This window comes from Exiguobacterium sp. UBA3491, from assembly GCF_002377745.1.
Lineage (GTDB): Bacteria > Bacillota > Bacilli > Exiguobacteriales > Exiguobacteriaceae > Exiguobacterium_A.
This window is the reverse complement of the sequence record NZ_DFQK01000028.1, coordinates 187,738-206,034: the sequence shown is the minus strand read 5'-3', so window position 1 is coordinate 206,034 and position 18,297 is coordinate 187,738. Positions and strand designations below refer to the sequence as shown.

General features: G+C 46.5%; 19 protein-coding genes. 7 read left to right on the top strand and 12 right to left on the bottom strand.

The genetic code is table 11. From position 1 onward, the window contains the following. Positions 1-172 precede the first annotated feature (172 nt). Positions 173-1,186 carry a PTS transporter subunit IIC gene (locus B4F99_RS10825; protein ID WP_290757775.1) on the bottom strand — a complete coding sequence of 338 codons (1,014 nt, stop codon included), beginning with the start codon at positions 1,184-1,186 and terminating at the stop codon, positions 173-175. A gap of 179 nt (positions 1,187-1,365) precedes the next feature. After that, a complete protein-coding gene (locus B4F99_RS10820; RefSeq protein ID WP_214852775.1) occupies positions 1,366-2,436 on the bottom strand; it encodes a M42 family metallopeptidase in 1,071 nt (356 codons plus the stop codon). Between the two features lie 119 nt (positions 2,437-2,555). Between B4F99_RS10820 and B4F99_RS10815 the strand changes: the two genes are divergently transcribed. Next, positions 2,556-2,858 (top strand): PepSY domain-containing protein, encoded by a 303-nt coding sequence (locus B4F99_RS10815; protein ID WP_012371126.1) that lies wholly within the window; start codon positions 2,556-2,558, stop codon positions 2,856-2,858. Between the two features lie 69 nt (positions 2,859-2,927). Continuing rightward, the gene (locus B4F99_RS10810; protein ID WP_290757771.1) at positions 2,928-3,284 is read left to right on the top strand and encodes a DUF1304 domain-containing protein; all 357 of its coding nucleotides are present in this window, start codon (positions 2,928-2,930) and stop codon (positions 3,282-3,284) included. Positions 3,285-3,321: 37 nt separating this feature from the next. Here B4F99_RS10810 and B4F99_RS10805 read toward each other — a convergent pair whose 3' ends face one another. Together B4F99_RS10805 and trmB are read right to left on the bottom strand one after the other, a co-directional pair. Continuing rightward, complete coding sequence (locus B4F99_RS10805) at positions 3,322-3,837, bottom strand: hypothetical protein (RefSeq protein WP_214852771.1); 516 nt, start codon at positions 3,835-3,837, stop codon at positions 3,322-3,324. A gap of 116 nt (positions 3,838-3,953) precedes the next feature. Continuing rightward, a complete protein-coding gene (trmB, locus tag B4F99_RS10800; protein WP_035406161.1) occupies positions 3,954-4,595 on the bottom strand; it encodes a tRNA (guanosine(46)-N7)-methyltransferase TrmB in 642 nt (213 codons plus the stop codon). 176 nt (positions 4,596-4,771) lie between these two features. Here trmB and cydS point away from each other — a divergent pair, with 176 nt between their 5' ends. From cydS to budA, 3 genes are all read left to right on the top strand, one after another. Beyond that, positions 4,772-4,873 carry a cytochrome bd oxidase small subunit CydS gene (gene cydS, locus B4F99_RS15515; protein ID WP_414651135.1) on the top strand — a complete coding sequence of 34 codons (102 nt, stop codon included), beginning with the start codon at positions 4,772-4,774 and terminating at the stop codon, positions 4,871-4,873. A gap of 163 nt (positions 4,874-5,036) precedes the next feature. Continuing rightward, a complete protein-coding gene (gene alsS / locus B4F99_RS10795; protein ID WP_056062730.1) occupies positions 5,037-6,728 on the top strand; it encodes an acetolactate synthase AlsS in 1,692 nt (563 codons plus the stop codon). A gap of 11 nt (positions 6,729-6,739) precedes the next feature. After that, positions 6,740-7,453 (top strand): acetolactate decarboxylase, encoded by a 714-nt coding sequence (gene budA / locus B4F99_RS10790; protein ID WP_290757767.1) that lies wholly within the window; start codon positions 6,740-6,742, stop codon positions 7,451-7,453. 40 nt (positions 7,454-7,493) lie between these two features. On the opposite strand, the gene B4F99_RS10785 is transcribed toward budA, so the two are convergent. The 6 genes from B4F99_RS10785 to pepV form a co-directional block, all read right to left on the bottom strand. Further along, positions 7,494-8,294 (bottom strand): phosphotransferase family protein, encoded by an 801-nt coding sequence (locus B4F99_RS10785; RefSeq protein ID WP_056062733.1) that lies wholly within the window; start codon positions 8,292-8,294, stop codon positions 7,494-7,496. Between the two features lie 51 nt (positions 8,295-8,345). Then, the gene (gene pulA, locus B4F99_RS10780; RefSeq protein WP_290757764.1) at positions 8,346-10,460 is read right to left on the bottom strand and encodes a type I pullulanase; all 2,115 of its coding nucleotides are present in this window, start codon (positions 10,458-10,460) and stop codon (positions 8,346-8,348) included. A gap of 61 nt (positions 10,461-10,521) precedes the next feature. Further along, complete coding sequence (locus B4F99_RS10775; protein WP_290757761.1) at positions 10,522-11,397, bottom strand: hypothetical protein; 876 nt, start codon at positions 11,395-11,397, stop codon at positions 10,522-10,524. A 1-nt stretch (position 11,398) separates the two neighbouring features. After that, on the bottom strand, positions 11,399-11,917 hold the full coding sequence (gene thpR, locus B4F99_RS10770; protein WP_290757758.1) for an RNA 2',3'-cyclic phosphodiesterase: 519 nt from the start codon (positions 11,915-11,917) through the stop codon (positions 11,399-11,401). Positions 11,918-11,924: 7 nt separating this feature from the next. Next, positions 11,925-13,073 carry an MFS transporter gene (locus tag B4F99_RS10765; RefSeq protein WP_290757755.1) on the bottom strand — a complete coding sequence of 383 codons (1,149 nt, stop codon included), beginning with the start codon at positions 13,071-13,073 and terminating at the stop codon, positions 11,925-11,927. 60 nt (positions 13,074-13,133) lie between these two features. After that, the gene (gene pepV / locus B4F99_RS10760) at positions 13,134-14,531 is read right to left on the bottom strand and encodes a dipeptidase PepV (protein ID WP_290757752.1); all 1,398 of its coding nucleotides are present in this window, start codon (positions 14,529-14,531) and stop codon (positions 13,134-13,136) included. Positions 14,532-14,850: 319 nt separating this feature from the next. Between pepV and B4F99_RS10755 the strand changes: the two genes are divergently transcribed. Both B4F99_RS10755 and B4F99_RS10750 read left to right on the top strand, forming a co-directional pair. Next, on the top strand, positions 14,851-15,069 hold the full coding sequence (locus B4F99_RS10755; protein ID WP_290757749.1) for a DeoR family transcriptional regulator: 219 nt from the start codon (positions 14,851-14,853) through the stop codon (positions 15,067-15,069). Positions 15,070-15,177: 108 nt separating this feature from the next. Then, a complete protein-coding gene (locus B4F99_RS10750; RefSeq protein ID WP_290757746.1) occupies positions 15,178-15,810 on the top strand; it encodes an SDR family oxidoreductase in 633 nt (210 codons plus the stop codon). Positions 15,811-15,870: 60 nt separating this feature from the next. On the opposite strand, the gene B4F99_RS10745 is transcribed toward B4F99_RS10750, so the two are convergent. After that, the gene (locus tag B4F99_RS10745; RefSeq protein WP_290757743.1) at positions 15,871-16,590 is read right to left on the bottom strand and encodes a pseudouridine synthase; all 720 of its coding nucleotides are present in this window, start codon (positions 16,588-16,590) and stop codon (positions 15,871-15,873) included. Then, positions 16,577-18,241 carry a putative polysaccharide biosynthesis protein gene (locus B4F99_RS10740; protein ID WP_214852737.1) on the bottom strand — a complete coding sequence of 555 codons (1,665 nt, stop codon included), beginning with the start codon at positions 18,239-18,241 and terminating at the stop codon, positions 16,577-16,579. Before B4F99_RS10740 ends, B4F99_RS10745 begins: the two co-directional genes overlap by 14 nt. Positions 18,242-18,297: the final 56 nt, after the last annotated feature.

Sequence of the window (18,297 nt, the reverse complement as noted above, 5' to 3'; positions counted from 1 at the left end):
CGTTACTTGATACCCCTCTATCTCGTTTATCTTTACATCTTCTTCACGAGTTTTTATTCGAGTTCATTCGGATTCTCTTTATGAAATGAAAAAAAGCTGATTCAAAAGGCATGTCCTTGTTTATCCACCATTCGGTCAAACAGACACATTCTTTAGAATCAGCTTTTTGTACTTAATATTCGATTTTCAAGTCACCATCTTGAATCCGACCGAGTCGAAGTAATAACCGATAGATGAGATAGCTGATGATGCCAGGCGCAATAAAACATAATACGATGACGGCTACATAGTATTCCATTTCAAACCCCATCGTCTTCAACAACATCAATGGACCAACAAAACCACTCGTCCCCATGCCCGAGCCTTCTGGGTTGCTCTCAAGCATCAACAGAACAGTCGCGAATGGCGCTAGGATAGCACCTGCGATCGTAGGCGGAATGAGAATCCAAGGATTGCGGATGATGTTTCCGACTTGGAGCATCGATGTGCCGATACTTTGTGCGATGACGCCCCCGATTCCGTTATCACGATAACTGATGACACCAAAACCAATCATTTGAGCGGCACAGCCGATCGTCGCAGCACCCGCAGCAAGTCCATCCAATCCAAGCATGATTCCAAGTGCAGCACTTGAAATCGGCGCTGTCAATGCAAGTCCCATTACAGTAGCAATGAAGATACCCATGAACAACGGTTCGCGTTCCGTCCCCCAGCGAATTATTTCACCCAGATCGGTCATGCCTTTTCCAATCCATTTCCCGGCATAACGTCCAGCAACGAATCCAACTAGCAACGTGACGAACGGCGTCAACAGAATATCGAGTCGCGTCGTCTTTGACACGAGTTTTCCAATTTCTGTTGCAAGTAGCGTCGCAATGTAACTACCTGCCGGTCCGCCAGCTTCATATCCAAATGCTCCAACCGCAACTGCTGCAAATAAGATGAGTGGCGGTGCTTCAAGCGCAAACGCTACGGCGACACCGATCGCTGGTCCCGTCAGAACAATCGCCTGCTCGCCTAATTGAATAAGAAACCTTGCTTCGATACCACGATCTACCAACCCTTCTCCGATTGTTTGAACAATCAAGCCCATGATCAGCGAACTGAATAAACCAAGCGCCATATAACTTAATACAGTGATGAAATATACTTTAGGGCTAAGTGAAATTCCCTTTTGCTTGAACATCTTGTCACGTCCTTTACTCAACATCGCGTATCATTATACCAAATCCACTTTCGATTCGACTAGGCTGTTTTTCCAACTGACAAGACAATCAACATCATTATGTTCTCACTACAATAAAATAGACGACGGATTATAAGTCCGCCGTCTATTTTATGAGAATGGTCCTCCCCGTTCGTTATTTACTTGACTTGCAATGTTGCAAGCGTCGTCGTATCAAGATTCGTGACGAGTTTTCGTAGCAATTCCTTCGCCGCATCATAATCATCTGTATGCATGATTGACGCATGGGTATGAATATAACGTGCCGGTAAACCAACGACTGTTGTTGGAATACCATTGTTCGAGCGATGGATGACACCGCCGTCCGTTCCACCTGCACCGACGTAGTATTGATACGGAATCTTGTTCGATTCTGCCGTATCAAGGACATAATCCGTCATCTCTTTCGAAAGAATCATGACGCTGTCTTTAATACGGAGTAATGGTCCTTGTCCGAGTTGACCAAATTCCGTTTTGTCTCCTGACGCATCATTGGCTGGAGACGCATCGACGACGAACGCCACATCAGGATCGATAAGTGTCGTCGCTGTTTGGGCACCTCGCAATCCGACTTCTTCTTGAACCGTTGCACCAGAGAACAAAATGTTCGGATGATCCGCTGCTGTCGTCTCCTCCAACAATTCGATTGCCATTCCGACACCATAGCGGTTATCCCATGCTTTCGCCATGATTTTCTTCGGATTCGCCATCGGTGTGAATGGGAAAAATGGTACTGCCGGAATACCCGGACGTACACCAAACGATTCTGCTTCTTCTTTTGAATCCGCACCGATATCGATGAACATGTCTTTGATTGCCATTGGCTTATTGCGTACTTCTTCTGTTAATAAGTGTGGTGGAATCGACGCGATGACACCAGGGATGATACCGTTGTCTGTACAGATCGAGAAGCGTTGGGCAAGCAATACTTGACTCCACCAACCACCGAGCGGTTGGATCCGTAACATCCCATTCTTCGTGATTTGTGTCACCATGAATGCCACTTCATCCATGTGTCCGGCAACCATGACTTTCGGTCCTGTCGCATCCCCTGTTCGCTTCCCGAAAATCGAACCCAGTCCATCTGTAACGATCTCATCCGTGACAGGTGTAATGCGTTCGCGAACGAACTGACGCACCTCGTGTTCAAACCCTGGTGCCCCATTTAATTCCGTCAGTGTTCGAAATAACTCTCTCGTTTTTTCATTCATATGTATCGCCTCCTGTTACCCATTATACAAAAAATTGCTTCAATCACTTAACCTTTTGTTTCTCTCTGAACGAATTATTTGGTACAGTAGGAATAGAACCTGTAAGGAGGGGAATTTTAATGAAAAAACGCTATTGGATTATCGGATTGGCAGCAGCTGTCGTCGCCGCTTTCGCAGTGAAGAAGGCCGTTGACAACAAACAACTTTCTGCCGAAGAAGCGCTCGAAATCACGAAACGCACATTTTCAGCAAAAGGACGTGTCCAAGGTGCATGGATCTCTGCAACACCGGAGGCTTACGCATATGAGTCACGCGACTACCAAAGCTATAAAGGTGGCATCTCGGTCCTTGAAGGTGATGACGAAAAAACGTATCAATTCACAGTCGATGCCGAAACTGGCGCATTACTCGAATACGCTTAATCAGAAGACCGTGCTTCAATCGATGAAGTGCGGTCTTTTTTTCACGTTCCTATAAAGGAGGTATGATTCATGTCCATTCTTGCTACTATCTTCGTTTTACTTGTTTCCTTAGAGCACTTTTATATCATGGCTCTTGAAATGTTCTTTTTATCCTCTAAGGCGGCACGACGTACATTCGGACTGACGGATGAAGCGGTCGCATCTAAGCAAATCCAGACGCTTTTTGCCAATCAAGGTCTCTACAATGGATTTTTAGCTGCTGGTCTTCTGTTTGGTCTAATCCGTGAAGATATTGCTGTCCAATTGTTCTATTTAGCTTGTGTGATCATTGCCGCACTCTATGGCGCCTTGACGGCTAATCGCTCCATTTTACTTAAACAAGGATTACCCGCCATACTCGCTTTCATCTTTATATTGTTAGCATAAAAAAAGCCTCTACCCAAACGGGTAAAGGTTTTTTTGATTAGCGCGGGTTATCGTTGCGCTCATAAATCGGATTCATGTATTCCGAAGTAGAGTACAAACGTGGTACGACGATGTATAAGACGATCGCTGGTACAGCGATGATCAACAACATCAAGAGTACCGGTAACCAGTAAACGACTTTTTGATGAAGATTGTCCGAGTTGCTGTCGATGTATTCTTTTACGCCGTCAACTTTTGCAGCGTCGGCACTCGTCAACAATTTACCGCTATCGGCATTGAAGAAGTGGATTTCACGTTTGATTGTGATGAAGATGCCGTCACGGACTGTCTTGATGACAGCGATTCCGCCAATGACTTCTTCTCCTTTTCCGTTCGTGAACGTCTTCGGATCCTCGATTTCGACCGAACCTTTTTTATAATCGTAATGCGTCGTTGGTAATTCCTCATCTAATGCTTTTGTCATTTCTGAGGTATCAACCGCAGCAAGTACCGATTGACCGATACTTAATGCGAGAAAGAGCGCCGTTACGAAGGCTAAGCTTTTCTGCCACATCCCCAAATTCCCCCTTTACCTATAAGTACAAGTTCTTCAGTCAACAACATTGTACCAATTAATAAGAAAAAAGTGTGAAAGAAATACCAGGAAAATAAGAAAACTTTTTGTCTAAATTAATTTTGGTACGTTGCTTCCATCCGATAAATCGGTTGACCCATTGAAGAAAAACGCTCTTCATACTCTGTCCGGACGTTATCTTCCGGTTCATTCGCATGTAGATCAAGCGACATCCAGTCGAAGCGCATGCCGTACGCCGACATCGTCATCAGACTCGATTCAAACAACTTGCGATTATCGGTCTTAAAGTGAATTTGTCCTTTCGCAGGTAAGATATCTTCATACGTTGAGAGGAACGTTTTATACGTCAAACGACGTTTCGCATGACGTGTCTTCGGCCATGGATCCGAGAAGTTCAAATAAACGCGCGCTACTTCACCTTTTTCGAAGTAATCACGTAAATCTTTCGCATCGACTGTCAAGACGCGAACATTTGCTTGTGGAGCCTCTACTAATTTTTGAACGATCGTCACTGCTACGCTCTCAAAAAGTTCAATCGCGATGAAGTTGATCTCCGGATGTTGGTTTGCCATCCCTGTGATGAAGGCTCCTTTTCCTGACCCCACTTCGATGTAGATCGGATTATCATTCTTGAACTCCGTTGCCCAGTTTCCTTTCAGGGATGCTGGTTCTGCTATATAGATTGAGGATTGTTCCTTCATATAATCCTGCGCCCATGGTTTATGTCGTAAACGCACTATCGTTCATCCTTTCCAAACTTAGATTATCCGCAGATAAGTTTATCATGATTCGGGTAATTATATAAGAACTTCTTCAATCCCGATTGAAGAATGTTCAGCAGTTCGTCACTTGAGAAACAGTGAGCAATCTACTACACTAAAGGTACGTAAGAACTAAAAAGGAGGGCTATACCATGGAAGACTTCTTGATTGCTTGGGGCTCCCCCATCGTTCTCGTCATGGGCATCTGTGCCTTATTCGTCTGGGCGACTTTCGGAAAAGTCGACGTTGAATAAGCGCAATCTCTGTACCTTGTGTAATCGTACACAAGGTACTTTTTTTATTCTCTAAACGAATTTAGGTTGGATTTACCATGAAACAGATGTATACTTTTTTCGAAACAGATTATTTATTACAGCTATCGAACACCAAAAAACGTTGGTAAAAAGGAGAATTGTAATGAACGAAAATAAAAACAGTGATTCAAAAGAACTAGTACAGAAGAAAACAGGTGCAGACTTAGTCGTCGATTCACTCATCGAACAGGGTGTAGATTACATTTTTGGTATTCCTGGCGCCAAAATTGATTCCGTCTTCAATGTGTTACAGGATCGGGGACCTGAACTCATCGTTGCACGTCACGAACAAAATGCTGCATTCATGGCTCAAGCCATTGGTCGCTTGACAGACAAACCAGGCGTTGTACTTGTAACATCTGGCCCAGGCGCATCAAACTTAGCGACAGGTCTTGTGACAGCAAACTCTGAAGGTGATCCAGTTGTCGCAATCGCCGGAGCCGTTACACGAGCAGACCGCTTAAAACGAACACATCAGTCCATGGACAATCAGGCACTCTTTACACCGATTACGAACTTCAGTGCAGAAGTGCAAGATGCCGATAATATTCCAGAAGTACTGTCCAATGCTTTCCGAACAGCGGAAACGACTTCCGGGGCTGCTTTCGTTAGTATCCCGCAAGACGTCGGATTGAGCGAAGCGAACGTCACGGCATTCCGTGCGGTTGAAGCACCGAAGCTCGGTGTTGCACCAGAAGCTTGGGTTGAAGAAACAGCTCGTTTGATCCAAGATGCGAAGCTACCTGTCTTGTTGCTTGGTATGCGTGCGAGTCAGCCGGACGTCGTACATGCGATTCGTTCCCTGCTCAAACACGTCTCGATTCCTGTCGTCCAGACGTTCCAAGCGGCCGGCACATTATCACGTGAGCTTGAATCGAATTTCTATGGACGCGTCGGACTATTCCGTAACCAACCGGGAGATGCACTGCTCGCAGAAGCGGATCTCGTCCTCTCGATCGGCTATGACCCAATTGGCTATGATCCGAAATTCTGGAACCAACCGACGCACGACCGGACGCTTGTCCATATTGATCAAATGCGTGCTGAAATTGACCACTTCTATCGCCCAGACCGCGAGCTTGTCGGTGATATGGCGAAAACGGTCGATGCAATCGCCGAGCGCCTGCAACCACTCACATTACCTGAAAGTTCAGCTCAATTCCTTGAAGGATTACATCAACGTCTTGTCGATCGCGATGTTCCTCCTGTCGCGGATTCTCCGTTGACGCACCCACTCTATTTCATGAAGACGTTACGTGAAAAAATTGCGGATGATGTCACGGTCACAGTCGACGTTGGTTCTCACTATATTTGGATGGCACGTCATTTCCGTTCGTACGAACCACGTCACCTTCTCTTTAGTAATGGGATGCAAACGCTTGGTGTCGCGCTTCCTTGGGCAATCGCAGCAACACTCGTACGTCCTGGTAAGAAGGCCGTCTCGATTTCAGGTGATGGTGGATTCCTCTTCTCGGCAATGGAACTTGAGACAGCTGTTCGTTTGAACTCACCACTCGTCCACTTCGTATGGCGTGATAGCGGATTCGACATGGTCGCGTTCCAACAAGAGATGAAATACAAACGGAAATCCGGTACGTCATTTGGTGACGTCGATCTCGTCAAATATGCTGAGAGTTTCGGAGCAAAAGGATTACGCGTCAATCATCCATCTGAACTAGCCGCAATCATGGATGAAGCACTCGCGACAGAAGGACCAGTCATCGTCGATGTTCCGATTGATTATCGCGACAACATCGCGCTCGGAGAACAAGTTCATCTCGATCAATTGAACTGAGGAGGATTCACATGACACACGATAAAACGCTCGTCCAGATTTCAACGATGATGGCACTGCTCGACGGAGTATTCGAGAGTGAAGTCACATACGCGTCCGTTATTGATCAACGAAATTTTGGTATCGGAACGTTCGACCACTTGGATGGTGAGATGATTGGTTTTGATGGTCAGTTCTACCAGCTCCGTTCAGACGGTAGCGCTCGACCACTTCAGCCTGAGACGACGACGCCGTTTGCGACATTGACCCGTTTCGTGCCAGAGCAAACGCTCTCCGTGGCAGAAGAGATGTCAAAATCGGAATTCGAACACTGGTTGAATGAACAACTACCGACGATCAATAGTTTTTATGCCGTTCGAATTGATGGAACGTTCACAGAGGTGCAGACACGTACCGTCGCACATCAAGAAAAACCGTTCGTTCCAATCACGGAAGCTGTCGCCTCTCAAAGCGCGCGTACTTTCGAACAAACGGAAGGAACACTCGCCGGTTACTACACACCACGGTTCGGTCACGGTATCGCCGTCGCTGGATATCATCTTCATTTCATCGATGCTGAACGCGCGGGCGGAGGCCATGTCTTTGACTACACGGTCAAGAACGTCACCATCACATTCGAAGAAAAACCGCAGCTTGATTTACGTTTACCAACGACTGAAGCGTATCGGTCGGCGGATCTTGAAAGTCATGATATTGAAAAAGAGATTAAAATCGCAGAAGGTTAATCAAAAAAGCGTGTCGTTCCTTTTCGGAATGACACGCTTTTTAGTCGTTCGAGTATTCAAGTAACTGTTCTAGAAAATGATAGCTGTCCTCGACATCCGGATGACGCATATCTTCATACCAATACAAGGATAATACAGCTTGCGCTACGACATACCAATGCATTCGTTGTTTCAGATCATTCGTCAACGGATGACCATAATGCTCAAACCATTCGGGCCAAGCCGCTTCATCGACATAACTGTATAACATCATCCCGAGGTCATACGCACGGTCGGCAATGATCGCATCATCCCAGTCGTTCAGGTAGAGTTGACCGTCCGCTCCCGTCAACCAATTATTATGATTTAGATCTGAATGACAGACGACTTGTTCATCCGTTCTTACTTGCTCCAGATTTCGTTCGAGATAATCCATCGCAAGTTCTACCAGTTCTGGATTCTCTAAGTCTTCTGGTTGAAAATATAAGTGACATTGGCGCAATAACTCATCAGGCTCGATCGGACGTTGGTCAAGCTGTTGTAGCATGAACAGCAATTCCTTCGAATCATGGATTTTCCCAAGCAAACGCGCCACTTCCGGACGTTCCATCATTTCCGGCTCCAACTCGTCGCCTTCAATGAATTGTTGCGCACTGATGACATCCCCGCTATAGATTCGTTTCGTCCATAATAATTTCGGGACGATTCCGTCCGCGGATAAAATCGCCAAGAACGGCGATGAATTTCGTTTTAAAAACAATTTTGATTGTCCGGTTGAAGCGATGTACGCTTCTCCTGTGATTCCACCTGCTGGCGTAAGGGTCCAGCCTTCGCCAAGCGCATCTAAAATATCTATTTCCATTATAATCCGCTCAACTTTTTTAGTAGATTTGCCTAAGGCACAATGCTTATCTTAACACGTCGCAATCGTCGTTGACAACGGAAGGACTTGAATCCTATCGACACCTTTCAGAAGCGGGTCGACCGAGGCATCATCCCCTTGGACATGTACATTCCAGCGCGAGTGATCGAGTGAGACTTCCACGATTTCGTGCGTCGTATTGTAGACAACGAGCGTGCGTTGCCACGCATCGTACGAATGGATCGCTTCGACTTCGTAGGCGATGACACCCGGACGTAAGTTGATGAAACGAAGCAGCTCTCGAACCTGATTCGCCCGGTGTAGACGGAATCCGCCATGCATTCTGCGAATTTGTAAAATCGTCTTGATATACGTAACGAGGGAGAGATGATCATCCCGGCGTTCCCAGTCCATTCGGTTGATTTCGTCCGATGCATTATAACTGTTTTCGACACCTTGTTTCGTACGCAAGAACTCTTGACCCGCATGCAGAAACGGAATGCCTTGCGCAAGCAAAGCGATCGTTTGAGCTAATCGACTCATCCGTAATAACTGAAGTTCGTCCGCTTCCGGACAGGAGATCTTCAATTTGTCGTACAGCGTATGGTTATCGTGCGCCTCGACATAGTTGATCGAATACGTCGGTTCCGGAAAACGTCCATACGTTTGGTTATCGATATGAACACTACCCGCAATCCCGTTTCGGACCTCTCCTTCTTTCCATCCGTCTCCGGCAACGAATCCTCGATCGTATGCACTGAACGTCGATCCTTTCAAGGCATCACGGAACACGTCATTAAAATGAGCGATTCGCGGCATTTGCGCAGCCGAGGCGCTCATCGCTTTGAATCGTTCCGGCAATGCCGTCGCAAGATCCCAGCCCTCTCCATACACAAGAATCGTAGGATCAATCGCATCGAGTGCTGCACGTACTTCATTCATCGTCTCAATGTCATGAATGCCCATTAAATCAAATCGAAACGCATCAATGCGGTAGACACGAGCAAAGTACGTCAAGCAATCAACGATGAGTCGACGCATCATGAATCGTTCGGATGCGGTATCGTTTCCAACACCCGTTCCGTTTGAAAGTGTGCCGTCTACTTCATAACGGAAATAATAACCCGGAACGAGCTGTTCAAGAGAGGAACGCTCCCGAACAAAAACGTGGTTCATGACGACATCGAACGTAACACGAATCCCTGCTTCATGGAGTCGCTCCACCATATCCGCGTATTCTCGGACGCGAACGAGCGGTGCGACCGAACTCGCGTAGCTCCCAGCTAATCCGAACCAAAGCATCGGATCGTATCCCCAGTTATATGGCGACCTTGTTCGTTCATCGGTCGTTTCGAAGAAGTGGACCGGTAACAGCTGCAGATGCGTAATCCCGAGATCAAGAAGATAATCAAGACCTGTCGCATGTCCACGAGAAGAAACTGTTCCACGTTCCGCCACCCCTGCATATTGTCCCGGATGACTTGAACCAGCGGAACGATCAATCGTAAAATCGCGAATATTTGCTTCATAGATGACAGCGTCCGACGGTTTGACGAACAGAGGACGCGCGACTCGCTTTGGAAACCACTCGGAAATCGTCTGTTCAACGTCGGCGATGACACCGTAACGACCGTTTACCGATATCGCATGAGCGTATGGATCGACGACTTCATGTGTGCCAACGTAAGTCGTCACTTCATAGCGGTACCATCGTTCTGCTGATTCTTGCCCAAGTCGAAGGTGATAGGTACCTTGCTCTTGTCGCTCCATCTTGTGTCTTCCGAGTACCTGTTCATCTTGATCGTATACGATACACACGATTTGCTCTGCGACAGGCGACCAGACAGCAAAATGATACGTATCGTCTTCTTCCCAGACACCGAGTTTCTCTTCGTAACGGTACTTTCGCTCGAACGCTTCCGTCCGAACTAATCGATCAGGAACGACACGGATTGACATGCCTGCTCCGAACACCTCATAGCGGCATTCTAACTCGACTGGTTCAAGAACCGTTAACTCATAAATCACGAACTGTTCCTCTCGATGCGTTTCGGTCTGTTGAATTTCAAGCGGTTTCCCATCACATTCAAGCGACCAGTGGATTGACGGATTGCCTTCGACCTCGACTCGGATGCTTCGAAACGATGAGAACTCTGCCCGGATCACCGGTATTACCACCTCTTGGTTCGTCATGTCTTTCGCAACGACAATGCCGTCGCTTCCTCCCCTACTCTTGAATTCGTGACTGCCCTTCACTTAGAATTGCCATTTGAAACGGAATCGATACGGTCTCTTTCAGGATTTTTTCACACACCCGCATCTGAAACGCTTTTGTATGCGGCGCACTTGCATTCATTCGTTGTAGCCAGTTTGGAAACTCGACTTTATTGACGTAAGTCGTCGTCGTTTCTTTTGGAATCTGATCAAAATAACCTGAAGGTGCTAAAATGACTCGTTCGATCGGCAAGACATAATCTCGCCCAAGTACGACTCGTAGAATATCTTCCGTCCGTTTTAAACCGATGTTCGGATTCAAAATTTGCTTTGCGGATGCCTTGAACGGTTGTTCCCGCCACAACTTATCTCGCCGGATATGATAGATACTTTCGTCACCGTCAAGCCATTCCATGATATAAATCGCGGATGGACCGACGACGAACGGACTCAATTCGACTTCCCCGACTTGATATTGAATGACGGCGCGATAAAACATTGCATACTGTTCATTCAAGAGATGTAACATCTGATAAAAGTCTAAATGACGTTTTAACGGAATCCGCCAAATGTCCTCTTCGCCCGCTCCACCAGTAACGTTTAATAATTTTTGTAACTCGAGACGTTTTTTGTACCATTTATCAAACGCTCTTCGAGATAATTGTTTACCCGGAAGTTGAATGACTTCGCTTTTTTTCATCACTTGCCACCACTTCTTCGGACGGATGAGCGTTTCCCCGGGAAATAATTCTCCAGCCTCCCATCTACGATAGACATGAGCGTAATCAAGTGCCTGATGTTCACCGAACCGTTTTGTCATCTCAAGCGGATTTTTTTCAAATCGACTATCTAAGTCATATAGTTTCATCAAGATTGCGATGGGGATCACCTCATTCCTCTTTACCTAGATGAATCCGGTAAACCGGTTCATATCGCGGCGAAACGCCTAGTCGTACTTCAAACAGAATAAGTTCACGAACAGTCCATTCCACCGGTTGTATCGGATTCGTCGTCCATTCTTCCGCCTCCGTGCGCCACTTCTTCGCGATCGTGACATGCGGAACGAATGGTTTAGTCGCACTTGGATCAATCAGACGCACTAATCGAAACAATTCCTCTGCTTCTGTTCCGAATCCGACGACACGTGGTCGCTCGTTTTGTCCAAAGGTAATTAGACGATCCAATCGAAGTACGAAAGGTTCGATCGTGCGCGCAATCTCCTGCAGTTGCTGTTTCCACGATTGTTGTTCTTTTTCACCCAATGGACCAAAAAAACGAAGCGTCAAATGGTACTCTTCTAACGTATAGACATTTCGAAAGTAATCAGATAGAGATAAACGATTAGCGATATTCGCTAAATCTTCAGAAGGAATCGGTAAGGCAACGAAAAAGTGTCGTTCCTGTCTCATCGTATCTTCACTCCTTCATTCGACCACTGACACTGTACAAGACGGCACCAAGAATACTGCTAATTGTATATACCCAAAAGACGGTATAGATTGTACTTTGGTCTAGCACAAACCCACTCATCAAGTTAAACAGTGCTGTCGCTAGCCCTGTCGTCGTTGCCATATATGTACTGACAGCTGTTGCGACCATCGTCTCTGGAACGAGTGACCGAACATAGTCTAATGCAACAGGGATCAACAATCCGACGATCATTCCTTGCATCGCAGACAATACCCAAAGCATGACGATCGGAAGCTCTAATGCGATCATCGCCGTACGAGCAGCTGACAGCAAGGAAATGAAGACAAGAACTGGAATCGCTCCGAATCGTAACAATAGACGCGAAGCGATGCGCATGAACGGGATTTCGCACAGAACGGCGACGAAGAACAAGGTCCCGACGAGCGCGGTCGTCTCTCCACGAATCGTGACGTAGCTGCCAAAGTAATAGTTATTGGCGAAGATCGGTCCGAAGATCAAACTCCCTCCCGCTAAGAATAACAAGAAGCGTCGATTCGAAAAAAGTTGTTTTAACGGTACCTGTTGTTGATGTGAAATGTGTACGCTCCCCGTTTCTTCAATACCGATCAACACAAGAAAACCAAGAACCCACGCTGCACCGGTCGCATAAAAAATCAGACCAAGTCCACCCTCCTCAGTGATTTGTCCAAGGATGAAGACGGCTAAAGCAAAACCAGCTGATCCAAAAAGACGCAAGGCGCCATAATCTACCTTACGTTTTCGTGTATATTCGATCGCTAGTGTATCAACGAGTGGAATATGCGCACACTGGAATAATGCCCAGACACATGAAATCAATAGTAAAAGTAGATAAGCGGACGTCATTAAGTAACTTAATGTAAATACTCCAGCGGCGAGCATGGCAACGAGTAAGAGACGTTTCGGCTTTCCGAGTCGATCTGCCGCGATGCCCCAAACGGGCTGTAAGAAAATAGAGAGAATCGGTCCGATCGCAACGATTGTACCAATCTCTGAAGCGGACAGACCGAACGCATCGCTTGAAAAATAAAGCGCAAGATACGGAATGAGTGCACCTTGTCCAAAGAAAATAAAGAAATATAACGCTTGGAAATGATAAGTTTGACGATTTTTCACACGGAACTTCCTTTCAAGAAGCAATCCCCCCATCTCCACGATGCGGGGGATCATCAGTCATTATTTTGCGAGTTCATAAATTGCTTCTGCATAAATCGCGACAGCAAGCAAGAGTTCTTCAAAATCAACATATTCATCGACTTGGTGGGCAACTTCAGGACCACCTGGGAAGACTGGTCCAAATGCAACCCCTGCCGTCAACGAACGTGCATATGTACCACCACCGATAGCAATCAGATCAGCTGGTTGGTTCGTATGACGTTCATACACGGCACTCAGTGTCTGAATCAATTCATGATCCGGATCGACATGGTGTGGTGTCATATGTGTTCGAGTCTGTAACTCGAAGCCATATCCCGCTGCCGCTTCCTTGATGATTTGCAAGCGTTCCGTGAAGTCTGCTGAATAAGGATAACGGATGTTGATCGACGCTGTTCCTTGCTCTTCTGCATACCGGAATACACCACCGTTGATCGTTAAGTCACCTGTCTCGTCTGAAGCAGCGACACCAATCGCTACACCGCGAGAATCACGGAACATGTGCGTGACAAGCTGAATATAACGACGACCGTTATAATCCAAGTGAAGCGTATTGAGGAAACGTGCTAAATGTAAGGCAGCATTTTTACCGTTATCCGGCTCCATGGCATGGGCTGCGACACCGTTCACATCAAGAACGAGACCTTCCGTTTCTTGCTTGACCGTCCCAGACAAGCCTTGTTCTTCAAGATACGTATGGAAATCCGTTTCAAGCGTCCCCACTTCGACGACACGAAGAAGTGCTTGGGCATGACCCGGAACCATGTTCGGACGTTCGCCACCTTCAAAACGAACGAGATGGTAGCCTGTATCAGATGCTTGCGCTGGTTTTCCTTGAATCAATAACCCATCATACAGTCCTTTTTCCGCATTGATGATCGGGAAGTCGGCATCTGGTGCAAAGCCGAGAGTCGGCATCTCTTCATGTTTGAAGTAATGATTCACACAACGCCATTCACTCTCTTCATCTCCTCCAGCAATCAAACGAATACGTTTTGAGAGCGGTAATCCGAGTTCTTTGACGATCTTCAAGGCATAATAAGCTGCCATCGTCGGTCCTTTATCATCGATTGCACCGCGCGCATACAGCTTCCCATCGACAAGCGTTGGGTTAAACGGACCGTATGTCCAGTGATCGCCACCAGCTGGTACGATGTCTAAGTGACAAAGAATACCGAGTAACTCTTCCCCTTGACCATATTCCAAATGTCCGGCGTATCCATCAACATTTTTTGTCTTGAATCCGTCTCGTTCCCCTGTCGCGAGCATCCAATCAAGGGCTCGTTTGACTTCTTGACCAAACGGTGCACCTTCTTCGATTGTTGATTCATCAAGTATACTCGGAATCCGCAGTAGTTCTTTTAAATCCTCCAATAAGTCCTCGCGACGCGCGAGTACTTCTTCTTTCCAATTCACCATCTGATTTCGCTCCTTCATTCTGAGTTGGATTCGTTTCCTATACACCTTTCTAGTATAGCGAATATTCGTTCAGATACGAACATCCAAATTCTGTTTTCTTTTTTATTTGTTGAAATAACGAACATTCAACGATGTTAAAACTCCAATTATCGACTTTACAATCTGTTTGAATATTTTTTTTATGCAAACGTTCGGTTAAATCACTTGCAATTTAATATCAAAACGTTATACTAAAGGCGAAACAACTGGATATTGCATTGTCTTTTGTCACCCGAAGCTTTAGAACACTATTCTATCCATTGGGGGAGTGGTTATACCAATGAAAGATTCTACAGACCGTATGTTGACCCGGATTAAATCGATTTATCTCTACATCCAAGAGAACGGAGCTACTACGACAGCAGAGTTGGTTGAAGAGTTTGGCATCACTTCAAGGACCGTTCAGCGGGATTTGAACGTGCTCGAATACAACAATCTCATTGTGAGCCCTCGACGCGGTAGCTGGACGTCGAGCAAGAAACAAAAGCAAGCGGGTTGATCCACTGTTTCACTATGTATATCTTTCGATGACGCGATTCTTCGCGTCTTTTTTTGTTATCTTTTTTAAAACGTGGGGTATAGCTATTGGGAGAAGGAGTTGAGAAGAATGAATATTTTAATCATTGGAGCAAACGGAACGACTGGACGCAAGATGGTCGAATTGATCGCTAAACAAGGTGATCATCAAGCAATCGCGGTTGTACGGGAAGAAAATCAAATCAACGATTTGATTGCACTCGGTGCATCTGAAGTCAGACTTGGGGATTTGACGAAGGATGTCAGTGGTGTCATCAGTAATGCGGACGTCGCCATCTTTGCAGCGGGTGCTGGTGGCGCATCAGACGAATTGACGCGCGCCGTCGATCAAGAAGGCGCAATTAAAGTCATCGATGCAGCAAAAGCTAACGGTATCGATCGTTTCCTGATGCTCAGTTCAGTAGGTACGGAAGAACCAAAAGGTGAATTGAAAGTATATCTCGAATCTAAAGCAACAGCAGACGCACACCTACAGGAAAGCGGACTCAATTATACGATCGTACGTCCTGGTCCGCTCAGCTACGACGACCCGGCAGGCACCGTTGAAACGAAAGAGCATTTTGATTCATACGAAGATCGTAAGATATCGCGTGATGATGTCGCAGCATTGTTCGTTCACTTGATCGATCATCCGACACAATCTCGTGTATTCGAAGTACTCAGTGGTCCTTATCCAATCGCAGAAGCATTGCGTAATCAATAATCGAAACCCATAACAAAAGGCGATGGAATGTACGCTCATTCCACCGCCTTTTCGTTTTGCTTATTCAGGTTGCCAATCAAACAAAGACAGTTCCGCTGGCGTCAGTTCACGATAATCCCCTAGCGCAAGTGCCGGATCAAGTTCCAAGCGCCCAATCGAGCGGCGCTTTAAAAAAGTGACCTCTTTCCCGAGCGCAAGCATCATCCGTTTGACTTGATGGAACTTCCCTTCCGTGATCGTCAACTCAAGCGTTGAATCTGTTTCTGTCGTCGATAAGATGACAAGTTTTCCCGGCTTTGCTCGGTAACCGTCTTCTAACGTGACGCCTGCCGCAACCGCTTCGATGTCTTCTTGCGTCAACACTCCTGTCACTTCTGCGTAATACGTTTTTTCGACGTGTTTCTTTGGAGACATTAAAGCGTGATTAAACGACCCATCATTCGTCAACAGCAATAGACCCTCTGTATCTTTATCGAGTCGTCCGACCGGGAACGGTTTGAAATACGTCACGTCTTCAAACAACAGATCAATGACGGTCTCATCTCGTTTATCTTCTGTTGCACTAATGACACCCGGTGGTTTATTCATCATCAAGTAGATGTATTTTTGATACGTGACCGGTTCGCCGTACATCAGAACTTGTTGCGTCTCGACATCGACATGTTGTTTCGGATCACGCACGATCTCACCATCGACTTGAATTGCCCCTGCCTTCAGCAGCAGCTTCACTTCTTTTCGGGAGCCTGCTCCCATGTTGGATAACAATTTATCTAGACGCATGACCTCGTCCTCGTTTCAATGAAATTTTACGTCCTAATACGACTTCTGCTAAGCCACTCCAAATCGAGAGTCCTGCAAAAATCACGATTCCGACTGCTGCACCTACGATCAGAATCAATAGAGACGCCCATGTCGTCTCTGGCAAGATGGATACCATTCCCCACTTGACGAGCGCGACACCCGCTCCCATCAAGGCGCTGATGATCAAGATCAACGACGTCCGGCGTAAGACCGTATTGAATGGGAACTTCACCGTTTGTGTGATCCGGAAGAACATTAAACCGGTCGCAACGAGATAGCCGATGATCGTCGCATATCCAGCACCTGTTCCATCACCCGTCAAATGAATCAACGGTGCATTCAAGAGATACTTCGCAAGTAATCCAGCAAGTGTTGCGATGATCGTAAAGTATTGACGGTTAATCCCTTGAAGGACCGCTGCCGTGACTGAATAAAGAGCAAGGAACAAGGCACTTGGTGCATAACTCAACAGATAGACCCATGCTGCTTGATCTTTCGGGAACAGGACGTGGAACGTTTCTTCACTGAGGAGAATCATTCCGACAACTGCAGGAATCGTCACGAAGAAGACGAGTTGATAAATCTGTGAAATTTGAGCCCGTACCTTTCGCATATCCCCCTGCGTAAATGAGGCTGTCAATAGTGGCGTCGCAGACAAAGATAAGCCCGTTGCGACAGAGACCGGAATCAAGACGATCTTATGACTATCCGCAATCAGATAAGCCGTCGCATTTCCGGCAGCTTCGAGCGTATAGCCGATACTTTGTAACGCGGCATTCATCGTGTTCTGATCAATGACTTGGTAAAGCGGCGTCGAAAGACCGACCATGACGATCGGAATCGCGTACGTCAATAATTCCTTATACAAATCCGTTAACGGGCGATCCGGCGAACGGACGGTTTGAGTAGCACGAAGCTCCTGCAGCCCACTGGATCGTTTGCGGAAGTAATAGATGAGAACCGCGACACTACCGATTGCACCAATGAATGCACTGAACGTTGCAATCGTCGCTGCAAAGGCTACACCTGAATCAAATACATAGATAGCGATGCTGACTCCTACGAGTAAGAAGATGATGCGGACGATTTGTTCCAAGATTTGCGAAATCGCTGTCGGTCCCATCGATTGATATCCTTGGAAATATCCACGCGTCATACTCATCGGTGGAATCAAGAGTAACGCAAAACTAACCCCTCGAATCGTCATCGTGACGGCATCGACGTACGAGGCTGAATCAACGTCACCGCCTGGAATCGCCCGGTGCGCTAAATACGGTGCAAGGAAGAATAAGGCGAGAAAAGAGACAACCCCGGTCAAGGACATGATCTTTAGACCAGATCGATACAATCGTTCACTCGTATCATATTCTCCTAACGCATTGTATTTGGCGACGAATTTTGAGACGGCAACAGGAATCCCCGCTGTCGCGACACCAATCATGATCGCATAGTAGTTGTAGGCATAGGTATAGAACATGATACCTGTCGCACCGACCATGAACTGAAACGGAAAGAGATAAATCAAACCCAGTGCGCGGGAAATCAGCGACGCACCGGACAGGAGCATCGTTCCACGAACGAATCCTGCATTGCCGGAAGAAGTAGACTGCTTATTACTGACTGTGGACATGGTAACATCCCTCACGCTTTCTGATTTTTAAATCGACACTCTAATCGTGATTGTCT

Coding starts and splice junctions, on each gene's coding strand:
- B4F99_RS10825 (WP_290757775.1), bottom strand. CDS start 1,186: ATGTTCAAGCAAAAGGGAATTTCACTTAGCCCTAAAGTATATTTCATC.
- B4F99_RS10820 (WP_214852775.1), bottom strand. CDS start 2,436: ATGAATGAAAAAACGAGAGAGTTATTTCGAACACTGACGGAATTAAAT.
- B4F99_RS10815 (WP_012371126.1), top strand. CDS start 2,556: ATGAAAAAACGCTATTGGATTATCGGATTGGCAGCAGCTGTCGTCGCC.
- B4F99_RS10810 (WP_290757771.1), top strand. CDS start 2,928: ATGTCCATTCTTGCTACTATCTTCGTTTTACTTGTTTCCTTAGAGCAC.
- B4F99_RS10805 (WP_214852771.1), bottom strand. CDS start 3,837: ATGTGGCAGAAAAGCTTAGCCTTCGTAACGGCGCTCTTTCTCGCATTA.
- cydS (WP_414651135.1), top strand. CDS start 4,772: ATGGAAGACTTCTTGATTGCTTGGGGCTCCCCCATCGTTCTCGTCATG.
- alsS (WP_056062730.1), top strand. CDS start 5,037: ATGAACGAAAATAAAAACAGTGATTCAAAAGAACTAGTACAGAAGAAA.
- budA (WP_290757767.1), top strand. CDS start 6,740: ATGACACACGATAAAACGCTCGTCCAGATTTCAACGATGATGGCACTG.
- B4F99_RS10785 (WP_056062733.1), bottom strand. CDS start 8,294: ATGGAAATAGATATTTTAGATGCGCTTGGCGAAGGCTGGACCCTTACG.
- thpR (WP_290757758.1), bottom strand. CDS start 11,917: ATGAGACAGGAACGACACTTTTTCGTTGCCTTACCGATTCCTTCTGAA.
- pepV (WP_290757752.1), bottom strand. CDS start 14,531: ATGGTGAATTGGAAAGAAGAAGTACTCGCGCGTCGCGAGGACTTATTG.
- B4F99_RS10755 (WP_290757749.1), top strand. CDS start 14,851: ATGAAAGATTCTACAGACCGTATGTTGACCCGGATTAAATCGATTTAT.
- B4F99_RS10750 (WP_290757746.1), top strand. CDS start 15,178: ATGAATATTTTAATCATTGGAGCAAACGGAACGACTGGACGCAAGATG.
- B4F99_RS10745 (WP_290757743.1), bottom strand. CDS start 16,590: ATGCGTCTAGATAAATTGTTATCCAACATGGGAGCAGGCTCCCGAAAA.
- B4F99_RS10740 (WP_214852737.1), bottom strand. CDS start 18,241: ATGTCCACAGTCAGTAATAAGCAGTCTACTTCTTCCGGCAATGCAGGA.